This is a genomic window from Jeotgalibacillus sp. S-D1, assembly GCF_004358665.1.
GTDB lineage: Bacteria > Bacillota > Bacilli > Bacillales > Jeotgalibacillaceae > Jeotgalibacillus.
This window is the reverse complement of sequence record NZ_SMZR01000003.1, coordinates 280,469-295,443: the sequence shown is the minus strand read 5'-3', so window position 1 is coordinate 295,443 and position 14,975 is coordinate 280,469. Positions and strand designations below refer to the sequence as shown.

The 14,975-nt window shown below is 44.4% G+C and carries 12 protein-coding genes; 7 read left to right on the top strand and 5 right to left on the bottom strand.

Annotated elements, in window-relative coordinates; all coding sequences use genetic code 11:
- Nucleotide 1 precedes the first annotated feature (1 nt).
- Nucleotides 2-1,210, top strand: a complete 1,209-nt coding sequence (locus tag E2R51_RS12235) for an ABC transporter permease (protein WP_133377359.1) — start codon at nt 2-4, stop codon at nt 1,208-1,210.
- A gap of 225 nt (nt 1,211-1,435) precedes the next feature.
- Nucleotides 1,436-2,785: an FAD-binding oxidoreductase gene (locus E2R51_RS12230; protein WP_133377358.1), complete on the top strand. Its 1,350-nt coding sequence runs from the start codon at nt 1,436-1,438 to the stop codon at nt 2,783-2,785.
- 219 nt (nt 2,786-3,004) lie between these two features.
- On the opposite strand, the gene E2R51_RS12225 is transcribed toward E2R51_RS12230, so the two are convergent.
- Nucleotides 3,005-3,451 (bottom strand): MarR family winged helix-turn-helix transcriptional regulator, encoded by a 447-nt coding sequence (locus E2R51_RS12225; RefSeq protein WP_133377357.1) that lies wholly within the window; start codon nt 3,449-3,451, stop codon nt 3,005-3,007.
- A 112-nt stretch (nt 3,452-3,563) separates the two neighbouring features.
- Between E2R51_RS12225 and E2R51_RS12220 the strand changes: the two genes are divergently transcribed.
- The 4 genes from E2R51_RS12220 (at nt 3,564) to E2R51_RS12205 (ending at nt 7,605) form a co-directional block, all read left to right on the top strand.
- Entirely contained in the window at nt 3,564-3,977 is a 414-nt protein-coding gene (locus E2R51_RS12220; protein WP_133377470.1) for an organic hydroperoxide resistance protein, read from the top strand.
- Nucleotides 3,978-4,190: 213 nt separating this feature from the next.
- On the top strand, nt 4,191-5,318 hold the full coding sequence (locus tag E2R51_RS12215; RefSeq protein ID WP_133377356.1) for an ROK family protein: 1,128 nt from the start codon (nt 4,191-4,193) through the stop codon (nt 5,316-5,318).
- Nucleotides 5,319-5,333: 15 nt separating this feature from the next.
- Entirely contained in the window at nt 5,334-6,068 is a 735-nt protein-coding gene (locus tag E2R51_RS12210; protein ID WP_133377355.1) for a 6-phosphogluconolactonase, read from the top strand.
- 133 nt (nt 6,069-6,201) lie between these two features.
- Complete coding sequence (locus tag E2R51_RS12205; protein WP_133377354.1) at nt 6,202-7,605, top strand: family 4 glycosyl hydrolase; 1,404 nt, start codon at nt 6,202-6,204, stop codon at nt 7,603-7,605.
- A 261-nt stretch (nt 7,606-7,866) separates the two neighbouring features.
- Here the strand turns inward: E2R51_RS12205 and pdxA are convergent, their stop codons facing one another.
- The 4 genes from pdxA to E2R51_RS12185 all read right to left on the bottom strand — a co-directional run bounded on the left by pdxA (nt 7,867) and on the right by E2R51_RS12185 (nt 13,049).
- Nucleotides 7,867-8,865: a 4-hydroxythreonine-4-phosphate dehydrogenase PdxA gene (gene pdxA / locus E2R51_RS12200; protein WP_133377353.1), complete on the bottom strand. Its 999-nt coding sequence runs from the start codon at nt 8,863-8,865 to the stop codon at nt 7,867-7,869.
- Entirely contained in the window at nt 8,858-10,156 is a 1,299-nt protein-coding gene (locus tag E2R51_RS12195) for a four-carbon acid sugar kinase family protein (RefSeq protein ID WP_133377352.1), read from the bottom strand. Before E2R51_RS12195 ends, pdxA begins: the two co-directional genes overlap by 8 nt.
- Before the next feature lie 19 nt (nt 10,157-10,175).
- A complete protein-coding gene (locus tag E2R51_RS12190) occupies nt 10,176-11,180 on the bottom strand; it encodes a 2-keto-3-deoxygluconate permease (RefSeq protein ID WP_133377351.1) in 1,005 nt (334 codons plus the stop codon).
- A gap of 183 nt (nt 11,181-11,363) precedes the next feature.
- Entirely contained in the window at nt 11,364-13,049 is a 1,686-nt protein-coding gene (locus tag E2R51_RS12185) for a sigma-54-dependent transcriptional regulator (protein WP_133377350.1), read from the bottom strand.
- A 324-nt stretch (nt 13,050-13,373) separates the two neighbouring features.
- Here E2R51_RS12185 and E2R51_RS12180 point away from each other — a divergent pair, with 324 nt between their 5' ends.
- A complete protein-coding gene (locus tag E2R51_RS12180; RefSeq protein ID WP_133377469.1) occupies nt 13,374-14,843 on the top strand; it encodes an aldehyde dehydrogenase family protein in 1,470 nt (489 codons plus the stop codon).
- Nucleotides 14,844-14,975 lie beyond the last annotated feature (132 nt).

Here is a 14,975-nt window from a genome sequence, read left to right as displayed (position 1 = left end):
CATGAGGAATTTTTATTTGGTGTTCAAACAATCATTTCGAGAGCGCGTGACATCGAAGTCATATCTTCTCACAACGTTTGCCTTGATCATGATTTCCATCTTTGCGATCTCGCTGCCGAGCATTCTTGAGAATTTTTCTGCGCCAAAAGAAGAAGTAGTGGTGATTTTAAACACCTCTGATATCGAGGCTGCGGAATTAGAACAGCAATTGTCTGCCTGGAGGTGGAAAGAAGGCACCGCCACTCAGATGAGTGAGTATAAAAAGGATGCTGAAGAAGGAAAAATATTGGGTTTATACGTAATAGATCAGACTTCAAGCAACTATTCCGTTAATTATTTTTCTAAAACGAATGACGTCGAATTAAACTCGGAATTGTCCATGTATCTGCAAACAAAAAATGTCCAAAAAATTGCTCTGAATAATGGTCTTTCGGAAGCGGATCAGCAGGCTCTTTTCGTCCCGGTAACGATGGAAAAAGGAGATTTCACAGCGGAGAACGAGGTTTCGGTGTTTGTGACATATCTGATGCTGATGTTTATTTTAATGGCGATTATGATGTACGGCACCACGATTGCGACAGGGGTGGCTTCTGAGAAAGCTTCAAGAGTCATGGAAGTCATGGTAACAAAAGTAAATCCTCTATCAATGATTTTCGGGAAAATATTCGGCATTGCTTTAGCGAGCCTCGTACAGTTCACCGCCTTCTTTGGAGGTGTCGCGCTTTATCTTAAATCAGGTCTTGTGGAACCAGCCGAAAGTTTAGGAAACTTCGAACTGAATCTTTCAGCTTTAACAGTCGAGCACTGTGTGTACTTCTTCATCTTCTTTTTGTTGGGGTATTTGTTATATGCCTCACTGTATGCCGTGTTCGGTTCGATGGTAAGCCGTCCGGAGGAACTGAACGGAACAACAATGCCCATTTCGATACTTTTAATGGCAAGTGCTTTTTCAGGCATCCTCTTTGTCATGGATGACCCTACATCAGCGCTATCCAAGTTTCTGGCACTGTTTCCTTTTACATCACCGTTTAACATGATCATTCTTGTTATGAAAGACGCTGCTTCCCTTTTTGAGATTACGATCTCAATCGGCTTGCTTGTCATCACAACATTTGTGTTCGGTTATTTTGCGGCAAAGATTTATCCAAAAGGAATTCTTCACTTTGGAGAAAATTTGAAGCTGCGCCAGCTTATTATGAGGAAGTCGTAAGAAGATGTTTTACTGACCAATAGAGGATGTTCCAAAGTTTAAAAAGACTTTGGGACATCAAAACAAAAGGCAAAGAGCGCCATACTCTTTGCCTTTTATTATGCCGTTTTATTTAATTCCGCTTGCAGCTTAGTGGATTTACCCCCTGAACCCACACCGCTACCCCCTAGAATACTATAATGATAAAACTACTATTTAGTATTAATAGAAGGGAAGATGTGAAGGTTGGATTCAAGGTATTTAAAAGGACTTACTGGCGAGGTGGTGACGCCGAAGGATCCGTTTTATAATGAGGCACGGCAGGAATGGAATCGTGCGATTAACAAATTTCCACTGGTAATCGTTTATTGTGAGCGGAAGCGTGATGTGGTGAACGCAATCCGATGGGCACGCAAGCGTAATGTAAGTATCCGAATCAGGTCTGGCGGACATCATTATGAAGGGTATTCAACAGGTGATTGTGTATTGGTGATCGATATTAGCCGATTAAACGAGTTGAAATTGAACAAGAAGCGGAACCTCCTGAAGATGGGAGCGGGAGCAAAAAATACGGATGTCTATGATCTCATCGGCTCCAATGGCTATGTATTCCCTGGTGGAACCTGTCCGACTGTTGGAGTATCAGGCTTTACGCTTGGGGGAGGCTGGGGATATTCGAGCAGACTTTATGGATTAGGGTGTGACAGTCTGCTTGAGCTGGAGCTGGTAGATTACAAGGGAAAGCTCATCAAAGCAAACAAATCCCGTAATTCCGATCTTTTTTGGGCTTGCCGGGGTGCAGGAGGAGGCAACTTTGGTTTGGTTGTGAGCATGAAGTTTCAGCTGCCTAAGCCTGCAAACAGTTCGGTGACGCTTGTCAGCTTCTTTTACGTTGGGACCACCAGTGAGAAGCAGGCGCAGGTGATGAATATATGGCAAAATTGGCTGAAGGAATTGGATAAACGCATGACCCTTGTTGCAAGCTTTTACAATGCGGAAGGAGAAGGACTGGGGATTTTTGCGAGGGGCTTTTTTTATGGCTCGCCGGAAAAGGCCCGTGAGATTCTGGAACCTTTTTCCGTGGTGGAAGGGTTCCGGCTGGAGCTTGAGGAATCATCCTTTCTTGAAGCGGTGAAAAAGGTGGAAGCCACCTATCCTCCATACGAAAAGTTCAAATCGACAGGCAGGTTTGTCCAAAGGAGCTATTCACTTGATGAGCTTGAGACAATTGCTGAGCTGGTTCAAAACCCTGCAGAAGGCTCCGATTATGCGGCTGTTTCTTTTTATGCAATGGGAGGTGAAATCACAGAAGTCGGGAAAAGGGACACGGCTTTCTTTTACAGAGACGCGAGGTATATTATGGGCATACAGTCAGTCTGGTCAGATGATGCATTTGCCATGGAAAACAGGGAGTGGGTCCGCGAGCGCTTTGCCTATATTAAACGAATAACCGAAGGCTCCTTTGTCAATTTCCCAATCAGTCATCTTAAAAACTACGAGCGTGAATACTTTGGCGATAATGCCCCCCGGTTGAACCGGGTGAACGAAAAATACGATCCGTTCAATGTATTTAAGTTTCCGCAGGGGCTAAAATAAAAACCTGATCTATCATTTCATCTGAATTTTAATGATTAAATTGGCCGCCAAGTGAACGAAGAAGAGATTCGGCACGCTGGCCATCGTCAAAACAGCCAATCCAAAAACATCCCCGCAATCCCGCCGGCAAAAACAATGACAAAGGCAAAGAGTCCAATGCCCTTTGCTTTTTGTTTTGCCTTTTCTTCAGGTGTTGAGTTTTTCATCAGACATCTCTCCTTAGCATTTTTCCTTATTCGAAGTAAGCCCAAGCTTCATCGATAAATCATCCAGCATGGTTTTATACCGAACATATTCTTCCTCACTTAACCCATAAATGTCATGAACTTTAACCGGGATTTGTTCGGCTTCCTTTTGCAGCGCATGGCCGCGCTCTGTCAGTTGAATGACCAGCTGTCGTTCATCCTCCGGGTTGCGCGTTTTTTTTACATAGCCCGCTTCGATCAGCTTATTGGCAACAGGCGTCAACGTGCCTGAATCAAGCTGCAGGCGTTCACCAATTGATTTAAGCGTAACATGGTCTTCTTCCCACAGTACAAGCATCACTAAATATTGAGGATAAGTAAGGTTTAAGGGCTTTAATATATGCCGGTATCGCTTAATAATTTCTTTGGAAATTGAATAAAAAGGAAAGCACAACTGATTGGATAAATGTAAAGGGTTCATAAAACTTCCTCCCTGGAGAATCAAAATAATTGCAATTAAAATTAAGTTGTGTAGAATTAAATTGTACACAACTTAATTATAACATACTACTCACGATCAGGAGGAATGAATGATGAAAAAACTATTTACTTCAACAGCAACAGCAGTAGGCGGCCGTGAGGGGCGCGTACGCTCAGAAAGCGGCGTAGTCGATGTAGCACTTGCAATGCCGGGACCAAATGCCAGCAAAGAGGCAAGCAATCCGGAAGAGCTTTTCGCAGCGGGCTATGCAGCTTGCTTTGATTCAGCACTTAACATGGTTGCGATGATGAGCAATGTGAAACACGGCGGATCTGAAGTAACAGCACATGTATCACTGAATAAAGATGAAAGAAACTATGTGCTTTCAGTTGAAATGGATGTTCTTGTTAAAGGCCTGGATGAAGCATCAGCACGCAGCCTGGTAAACGAAGCACATCAGGTTTGCCCTTACTCAAATGCAACACGCGGCAATATTGATGTGAATTTTTCTGTAAGAACTGCTTAATCTTACAGATACAAATGAATAACCCAATCAACAGTAAACCAAAGGCTCTCCAGCCTTTGGTTTTTTGCATAATATTTTTCCAATTTACTGTTGACGGATATATCAGAAAATAACTATAATGCTAGGTGAATATACAGAATATTTTTTAAAAAATTTTTGATTAATTATTTAAGTTTATTAATTAATGATATTAAATATTAAAGAGGGATAAACATGAGGTCATATTTACCGAACGATATTAAGGATGAAAACAGAAAAATAATCTTTGATATCTTATTACAAAATCCTAATCTGGCGAAGGTTGAAATTACTGAGAAGACGGCAATGAGCTTTGTTACAGTCAGCAAGGTGGTTAACTTTTTTGACGCTATCGGGCTGGTAACAGCAACGGGAGAAAGCCGTGAGGGCTCAGGCGGCCTGGGCAGGAAAAGGACCGTATACCGTTTTAATGAAAATAGCTATGTCACGATCGGCATCCAGAAAATAGGATCAATGATCACAGCGCTGCTCGTCAATTTGTATGGCAAAATCATCGATTGCTTTTCGATGGAATCCGATATCCCTTTTTACAGCACGGAGTTTGCTTCCATTTTTGAAGAAATAGTGGATTGGATGAGAAAGAAGGCTGCTGAAACAAATAGTACGATACTGGGAATAGGCATCGGTGTGGACGGGGCTATAAATAATCAGAAAAAGACGATCAGGATGAGAGTGGCAGAAAATAAAGAAGAAAATTTCCGCTACGAAGTGATTGTCGGCAATCTCACCGAAAGGGTAAAGCTGCCGATCTATCTTGAAAATGATGTGAATGCTTCGGCTGTTGCCGAGTTCAGAAGCCTCGATCCCGGCTTAGGTGTAACGGACCTTATCCATATCGCAGCCGGTGAGGGGATAGGGGCAGGGCTTATTATCAATAAGGAGCTCTACAGAGGTTTTAATGCAAGCGCGGGGGAGCTTGAGTATATGTGCTTTGATCCTGACTATAAAAGGACGTCTTCATCAGTCGGCTGGCTGGAAGGCAGACTAGGGCTTGAAAATCTAGAAAAGGAATATGACGTGAAGTCGGCGGTGGACAGATCTAAGCTCGAGGATTTCATCGCAAGTCACATTGCTCTGACCATTGCGAACATCATCAGTATCTTAGGCATCAGCCATATTATTGTCAGCGGAAAAACGATTGCACTATCCCCGGAACGGATTTTAGCAAATATCTCAAAATATGTTGATCAATATGCGAATCTGGAGCCTGTCATCACCTATAGCGCCTCTCCACATTCCGCAGCGATCGGAGCAGCTGTACAGGCTCTTCAAAATGAAGTGATCAATATAATTTCTGTTTAAAAGGAGATGTAAGGCATGATCAGAATTTTTCCCGATGAAGCGGAGCTTGCGGAGGAAATTGCTAAGGAAATGCTTAGTAATTTAACGCAGGAAGAGGAGCCGGTGTTTTGCCTTGCTTCTGGTAGTACACCTCAAAAAAGCTACCGGAAATTTGCTGAGAGCTTTTCAAATGGAACAAGTGTTTCCAAGCTGCGAATTGTCAGCCTGGATGAGTGGACAGGGATCGAAAGAAATTCTGAAGGAAGCTGCTACCAGATGCTGGATAGGGATCTATTCTCCCTCATCGGGTTGAAGGGAAGCCAGATTGAATTTTTTGACGGCACTTCCTCCAGTCTGGAGGCTGAATGTCAGAAAATAGACGATTTTATTCTTCAGCATCCCATTACCTTCAGTTTGATGGGTGTTGGAATGAATGGTCATATCGGATTAAATGAACCAGGCTGCCAGGCATTAAACTATAGCACGGTAGTTCCGCTTTCAGAAACGACGAAAACAGTGGCGCAAAAGTATTTTAATAGCCCTGTTGAGCTTGATTCAGGGCTGACGATGGGACTGGAGCAGATTACTCGAAGCAAGCGGGTCATTGTAGCCATCACCGGGGAAAGAAAAGCAGAAATTGCGAAGGAGATTTTTACAAACCCTGAGGCTGGTCTGCCTGCCCAGCAGCTGCTTGGATTGAATCATGTCGACTTTTTTCTGGACAGAGCAGCAGCCCGCTATATTGAAATTTATGCAGATAAGAAGGACTGATAGATGAGCGTATATATAGTGCCAGGGGAAACAAAGAGGAAATGAAGCTTGCAGACTATGAATTCGAGCCGGATGCTGGAGTAGTTGGAGCAGAATATTTGGTGATAAAACAAGGACAAAGGAGAGTCAATCGATGAAAAATTTAAAGGTAGCGCTTATCGGTGCAGGAAGTGTGTCGTTTGCCCTGGGTGCGCTCAATGATTTAGTTTTATCAGAAAAATTGAAGAAAAATGCTGCTCTGAGTATTGTTTTAATGGACATAAGTGAAGAAAATCTGACAAGGACCTTTCAATATGCATCAGACTTGTTTGACAGCTTCTCCCACCCAGCCTCTATAGATCAGACGACGGATTTAAAAGAGGCGCTTTCTGGTGCTGATTTTGTCATTGTAGCCATCGAGGTCGACCGGTATTTTTATTGGTCCCAGGACTTTCATATTCCGCGCCGATACGGCAGCAAACAGATTTACGGGGAAAACGGAGGGCCGGGCTCCATGTTTCACACGTTAAGGAACCTTGGGCCGATGCTTACCATTGCCCGGACGATGGAGGAGGTTTGCCCCAATGCTTGGCTGATCAATTATACCAATCCTGAGGCCAAGCTTGTCGAAGCGGTTTCCAAGCTGACCTCCATTAATATTGTAGGTCTTTGCCATGGGATGGATATGGGGATTGACCAGCTGGCGCAGTTTCTTGAAATGGATCCTGAGGATATTGGGGTTGAAGGCGGAGGTCTTAACCACTTTGGTTTCTTTACGAGGGTTTGGGATAAGAGAACGGGTGAAGATTTATATCCGTTGTTTTATGAAAAAGAAGAAAAGGCTAACAGGCTGGCGCAATTTGACCACCTTGCCCTGTCGAGGACCATGTTCCGAACATACGGCTATTATCCGTACCCAGGCACCAATCACTGCGGAGAATACATATCGTATGCCGGTGATTTCTATGCTGGCCTTCCGCTGCAATTCCGTTATGATCCTACACGGGAGACGCCTTGGGCAAATAGGGAGGCAGTCCCTGAATTTGTTTACTGTGCAAGCGGCGGCACCCTGGATAAAGAGCTTCATGAACCGGTACTGACACAAGAGAAGTGGATGGAGGAAGCCTACACCTTTGAAAAGGAAAAGGTGCAGGCCAGCGGGGAATACGCAATTCCCATTATTGAAGCCATGTTTCTTGATGAAGAGATCGGGCTGAACGCCGTTAATCTGCCGAATAAGGGTGCGATTAAAGGGTTGCCGGATGATATGGCCGTTGAAACACAGGCAATTGTCAATGGAAGCGGAATCGTACTGAAGCCGATGGCTGTCGAATTGCCGACGGCGGTCATCGGCACCATTCACATACAGGGGATGATTCACCGGCTGCTCATCGAAGCGTTTGAGGAAAATTCTAAGACGAAGCTGCTTCAGGCAGTCCTTCTTGATCCTCAGGCACCTTCCTATTACCAGGCCTGCGCGATGATCGATGAGATGTGTGAGAGGCAAAAAGAGCTCCTGCCGCCGCTTGAATGGAAGCAAAAACCGGCCAGCGTTTAACTATAATCGTTTTATATTGGAGGTAGTTTTGCGGATGAACATTTTCAACTCTTCAGTAGAATTGGTGGAATACAACCATACATACGACGATCAATTAATTTTCAGCATTTGACTTATCAGAAGATCAGCATCAATTTACCAGCATGCCTTTATATTACATTTGAAAATATAAAGCCTGTGATATGCAAAAAGGAATGTTTGAAGTTTCACGTGAAACAAAAATGCACCTCCGGATGTACGATGCCGGAGGTGCTTCAATTTTTATTTTTCCGGCGCCAGTTCAATCGCCTGGCGCAAGGCTTCTAGCATGCTTCCTTCATCGGCAATGCCTTTTCCGGCAATATCAAATGCCGTTCCGTGGTCTACACTTGTTCGGATGATCGGCAGACCGACTGTGATATTGACACCGGATTCGAGTCCGAGTACTTTGATTGGACCGTGGCCCTGGTCATGATACATGGCGACAACAATATCAAAATCTCCTCGTTGGGCTCGGAAGAACAAGGTATCAGCCGGCAGGGGACCTTCCAGGTTTATGCCCTGAGCACGTGCTTTTTCGATCGCCGGCATGATTTTTTCTTCTTCCTCGCCGTAGCCGAACAGACCATTTTCTCCGGCATGAGGATTGATGCCGCATACTCCGATCTTCGGCGATGAAATGCCTGATCTTGAAAGGGTTTCGTGGGCAAGCTCAATCACCTTCAGTACACGCTCGGGCTTAATCATATTAATCGCATCGATCAGTCCTACATGCGTTGTAACGTGAATGACCTTCAGCTTTGGTGAGGAAAGCATCATTGAAAAGTCAGTTGTGCCGGTTAATTCAGCCAGGATTTCTGTATGTCCCGGGTATTGATGCCCGCCTTTGTGAAGCGCCTCTTTGTTCAGAGGAGCGGTGCAGATTGCATCAATTTTTTCTTCATTGGCCAGTTCAATCGCTTTTTTAAGGTACTGAAAAGCGGCATTACCTGCTTCTGCAGACACGTTTCCAAAGGGCAGGTCAGCTGGCAGTAAATTAAGATCCAGGCAGTGAATTTCGCCAAAAGAGGTAGAGGCAAGTGAATCCTGCTCGCTGATTTTTTTTATGACAATGTTTAAATCCAGCAGCTGGGCTGCTTTTTCAAGGCGCGAAGCATCCCCGATGACAACGGGATGAGACTCCTCGTATAAATGTTTGTGTTGTAAGCTTTTAATGATTACTTCAGGTCCGACACCTGCGCCGTCACCCATCGTAATGCCAATAATCGGTTTTTTACTCATGAACAGCCACTCCTTTCAATTCGCACATCGCCCGGTAGATGGATTGCTTGTCTCCAAACGCACCGGCTTTCGTAACAACCGTCAATTCTTTTTTAGGTCCAATTAACACGCCTGCCGGAATGCCTGCTTCGATCTGTTTAATCAGCTTAATACCATAGCCGCCAAGTAGTTTTGCCGTTTCTTTTGCGGTATCTCCACCTGTCAAAACGAAGTTTCGCAGCTCGGGAAAACGGGCCGCAAGATCTCTTACTATTTCTCCAAGAGCTGTGGAAATTTGCTCCCCAATTTCATAGCTTGATAACCCAAGCTGATGACCACGGTTTTTCACTTTTTCTCTGATTTCAGCGTTAGACGGAACGTAAATGGCAAGATGCAGTTTGCTTTTTAATGCTTCTTCACATTGTTTCATATACAGTACTCTTATTTCATTCCATTCTGAGGAAAAAATGTTCAGTGTATCAATTTCTATGCCAATTACATTTTCTTGTTCAGCAGCATAGCGTACCTGTTCCTGCGTGACGCCGGACAGGCTGCCGCAAACGGTAATTACCTGATCAGCAGGTTCAATTTGGCGTTCGGCCGGCTTTGTGTGTAATTGCAACACTTCAGGAAGAACTTCAGCAAGCCCGGCAGATCCTGCCCAAAGGACGTTGGAAGAAAGGCGGTTCATTCTGCCTGCAAATAACCGTAGATCTTCTTCCGTTTCTGCATCGCACACGACATATTCAATGCTTTTTTCTTTAAAAGACAGGACCTGTTCATTAAATGAATGTTCATCTGCAACATCTGATTTTTTTAGCAGCCCGACCTTTTCTCCAATTTCCCTCTCAATCAGGCAGGGAATAGAGGATTCTGTGACAGGGTGCTTAGGATCCTTTGAAATCTCGGTTTCCGATACTAGCTGACCTTTTATATAATGGACGCCATCTTTAGTTGTGCGATGCAGGGCAGGGAAAGCAGGAGTGATAAACACAAATTCAGGTTCAAACACTTCTTTCACTGCTTTCAGCTCGGTGCCAATATGCCCCCTTAAGGTTGAATCCATCTTTTTATAAATAGTCTGATAGCCCGCTTCCTTTAAATAAAGAGCCGCTTCCTTCGTTTGTTGATAAGCGTTTTCTCTGTTCATGGCCCTGGCGTTCGTGTCAATGACCAGCCCGCTGTCCATATGGTGCGATCGGTCAGACAGCTCAAACAGTACGGAGGTCGGAATGCCTTTTTCCGTCAGCTGTACGCCGCTATCGTTCGCCCCTGTTAAATCGTCTGCTATAATTCCTATCATTTTTATCATTCAAATCCCTCATTTGAGTCTAAGATACGTTTTTTGTGTCTTCTTCCGTTAGATAATCTTCCGGCAATCTTACTCCTTTTTTCTCAAGCGTTTTCACAAGAAACGCAACATACAGAGGGAGTAAAACGGCAGTAGTGACAACGGATGCAGCGACCTGTACAGTGGCAATTTCCACATTTGCTGCAAAGCCTGCACTTGCTGCAGCAATCGCAGCAGGTGTAGCCACGGCATTTCCAGCTGTTGATCCCTCAGCTGCGCCGACAATCGGATTCCATTTCATGGCTTTAAAGACAAGGTAGCCGGCAGTACCGGTTACAAATACAGTCAGAAGTCCAAGCACTACACCGGCAAGACCACCTTCAATAATCGCCCCGAAGTTGATGCCCATACCAAGTGCAAAGGCGAAGAACGGGATCAGCATGGAGCTGCCTTTGTTCAGGAAGTCTCTCATGTCTTCATCAAGGTTTCCTAAAATCATCCCAATTACGATCGGAAGTAAAACAGAAATGAATGATGTGACAGAGAACAATCCATCGACAAAGCCCATTGCCCCAAAAATAGACAATGCGACCATAGTCAAAAATGGTCCATCGTTTAATGCAAGAAGCGAGTAAGCTGCACGGTCTGTTTTATCACCGTACTGCCCCACAAGTGCCACATAAAGTCCGCCATTACTGTTTGTCATAGCAGCAATAACAGCAATTGGCGCAAGTCCGAGCCAAAGCCCATTCTCACCTGCAAACATGTAAGCAAGCAAACCAACAGCTGCTCCGACAATCCATTTAACAGTTAAAAGGGTTGCCCCTTTACCCAGGCTGACACCGACATTTCTTACGTTGATCTGTGCACCGGTGCACAGGAGAAAAAGAGCGATTAACGTACTTGCCCCGTCCACGAATAGTGCCTGTGTAAAATTTCCAATTCTCAGTAAATCAGGAGAGATTGTATTAAGTGTTGCAGCAAGCAACAATGGAACTACCATCATACCACCAGGAATACGTTCAAGTGTAGCTTTAATCTTCATTTTTACATCCCCTTTATAAATAAATCTTCTTGTTTTAAAACATAAAGCGCTTTCACTAAATGATTTTAAACCTGAAAGCGCTTTTTTGCAACATATTTATTAATGGTAATTTTATTTAATTAAAAAGTGTTGCAAAATAGAGCGAAAAGAAAAAGAAGACCCTTGTTTAGGGTCTTCGACAATTCAATCATTTAATTTACGCCATAAGGTGGAACGGTTAATGCCAAGGCGTTTAGCCGCCCGGGATTGGTTACCGTTTTCTTCATGAAGAACCTGATCAATAATGCGTTTTTCCATTTCCTTTAGCGTTCCCGTTGGCTGAAGATGGCCAGGGGAAGCGAGTGAATGTTTAGCATCTAACAGCTTTTTAACAGACGATTCTTCAATGTAATACCCGGAGGCCTGCCTGCTTAATTCATGAATCGTCTGCTTCAGCTCATGCAAGTTGCCGGGCCAGTGGTATTGCTGAAAGAAGGCCATCGCTTCCGGCCTTATGCCTAGTGTTTCACTGCCGCTTTCCATATGAAAGGAAGTTAAAAAGTAGTGAGCAAATGCTGGAATGTCCGTCTTTCTTTCGGATAACGGCAGCAGGTGAAGTACTTCGGCTTCTTCTGTCTCCGTGTAGGTCGTTTCATCAATTGATATAACCTGAATATCGGATGACAATCTCCCAATCAATTCATTTATTTGTTTTCTCCAACCCTGGTCTGCCGCCTGCAAGTGGTGGATGATCAGCGTGCCTTTCTGAATCGGAAGCAGCATCTGTTCCAAAATGGCAAAACTGTTTTGATCGATTAGTGCGCCATCAACTGATACTAATGGTGCAGCTGATTCAAAGCGTTCTGCATGGAGCAGCAAGGCGGCGGCTGATCTGCCGGTTCCTGCTGCCCCGATAATATGAACAGGGGTGCGCTGATAAGCAAGCTGTTTTAACTGATTTTTTAACATTTTCGTATATGGACTTTCTCCTATTAAGGCCATCGGTTTCACATCATATTGAATGGAAACAGCTCTTGTTTCTTTCAAGCCTTCAACTGGATAGAACATCAGCCCGGCGGTGTCTCTGTTCACCCGAAAGACGTGAACCATATAGGAACGCTGACGCACAGTAAACTCAATCCATCTCGTAGCATTGTCCGTTATGCAATCTTCAACCGTCCGTTTCATAGAAGAAAATGAAAGCTCCTCCATTTCCGCTAACCGGATAAAAGCGTCATTTTTTTCGCGAATGGACAAATCCTGGTCTAAGATAACCATTGGATAAGGAAAGTGGGAAAAGGTTTCGTGAAGAAGAGTAAAATTATGCTTCACCTTTTTGGCCAGCATAAATGCTCGTCTGGCCTCCTCTACCGCCTGTAGCAGGGCTTCTTTTCCGGATGTAATCAGCACACCGGGAATGCCGGCGGCCTCGGCTGTCTGAACGGTAATCACATCCCCGATAACCGCCTGATAGCCCTGGGCCTTTAACTTTTCCAATAGCGGTTTGACTTCCTCACGGGTATGGACCGTTCTCACTTCAATGTCATATTCCAGGATGCTGCATAGCGTGGCAGCCCCTTGTGTGATTGAAGAAAATCCAACCATCGCAACTTTTTTATTCATATTTTTAATTAATGTAAACACACGTAGCATGTCATAGCCTGTTATATCAATATTAATTACGGGCAGTGAAACAGCTTTTTCAATCGTCAAAGCGGTTCCCCCGCGGCTGATCAGTACATCATATTCCTCGAGCTCTGCCTGACGGGCAAAGTCTTCCCCTTCATCCAGGTTGGCCACTCTGACATCCACTGTAACGTCCGGCGGCAGCGTCATTTGCTTCACCACTTCCGCCATTCCGCTGTAGGGTGCGATTAACATTGCTTTCATTCAGTTCGACTCCTAACCTGTTGCATATTAAAACACTTTTATTATGACATATTCTACAATTCATGTCACCATTGTCTACAGGGTACGGATTAAAAAGGTGCTTAGCACTCTCAGTAAGCCGTTCATGCGGATTCAGTTTAAAGGGGAGATTCTTTAAACGTTTTATGTTTGGTCAAAAGGGTAAGTAGTTTAAAAGAAATATATTAGCGAACCTAAAATTCGCACTTAAATTATTTAGTTAATAGAAATAAAAAGTTGCAGAGTGGGTTGGAAAATCCCCCACCTGCTAAAAACTCGCTACATGATAAAGGAGAATGTCTTATGATAAATACGGATTTTTCACGTATCTATATTGATGGAGAATGGAAAAAAGGAAGCAGCGATAAAACGGTGGAGAACGTCAATCCATTTACCGGGGAAGGGATTGTGACCATTCAGGCTGGAGATAAAGATGATCTGAATGAGGCGTACGAGGCCGCAGTCCGTGCCCAGGCAGAGTGGCAGAAGGAGCTTCCGCAAAAGAAGCGGGCGATATTGGAAAAAGTCGTCACGGTTATGGAAGACAATAAAGAGCTGATTATCGACTGGCTGATTAAAGAAAGCGGCAGCACAGCGATGAAAGCAGAGGTCGAATTCGGGGCTTCGATTAATATTGTAAAAGAAGCGGCGGGCTTTCCTTTTCACATGGAAGGCAAGATTATGCCATCTCAAACACCGGGAAAAGAAAACCGTGTGTACCGTAATCCGCTTGGTGTAATAGGCATCATAAGCCCATGGAATTTTCCTTTCCACCTAACCATGCGTTCTATTGCGCCGGCCATAGCGACAGGCAACGGGGTGGTCGTTAAACCGGCTACCGATACACCTGTGACAGGCGGGCTGATTTTTGCGAGTATTTTCGAAGCAGCCGGTCTGCCAAAAGGGTTGCTGAATGTTGTGGCAGGACGCGGCTCTGAAATCGGTGATGATATGGTGACTCACTCAGCGCCACGCCTGATTTCGTTTACCGGTTCAACAGAAGTGGGAAGACACATCGGGGAACTTGCCGGACGTAACCTTAAGAAAACCGCTCTTGAGCTTGGGGGGAATAATGCGCTAGTTGTCCTCGAGGATGCAGATATTGAACAGGCGGTTGAATCAGCCTTATTTGGAAAGTTTTATCATCAGGGTCAAATCTGTATGTCCCTTAACCGGATTCTCATTCACAGGGATCGCTATGAAGAATTCACTGAACGGTTCCTTGAGCTTGCGAAAAACCTGAAGTACGGAGATCCTGAGGAAAAATCTACCAATGTTGGCCCGTTAATCAACAGTGATCAGGTTGAACGGATTCTGAAGGATATAGAAGCAAGTGTAGAGCAGGGAGCGGAAATTCGTCTTGGCGGACAGGCAGATGGGAATGTATTGGAGCCGACCGTGCTGACCGGTGCAACAAACAAAATGCCTATAGCAGAAAATGAAATATTCGGTCCGGTTGCTGTTCTTATCCCGTTTGACAGTGAAGAGGAAGCCGTTGACATGGTCAATGATTATTCATTTGGTTTGAGTGGATCCGTTCATTCATCCAATATTGAACGAGGCACTTCATTTGCCCATAAAATTCACACCGGTATGATTCATGTCAATGACCAGCCGGTAAATGACGAAGCGCATATGCCGTTTGGCGGTGAAAAAGACTCTGGTCTCGGACGCTTTAACGGCGAATGGGTACTGGAAGAATTCACAACATTAAAATGGCTTTCCGTTCAGCATTCACCACGTGATTACGGTCCATTTATTAGTCAATTAAAATAAACCAATAAGTATAATAGAAGCACTTCAGCGAGATGCAATAAGCATCCTGCTGAAGTGCTTTTTTATCTTGATCGAAAAATGTTCCATGTGAAACATTCCCTGAAAAGCCATCAAAATGTGCGATAAGAAACC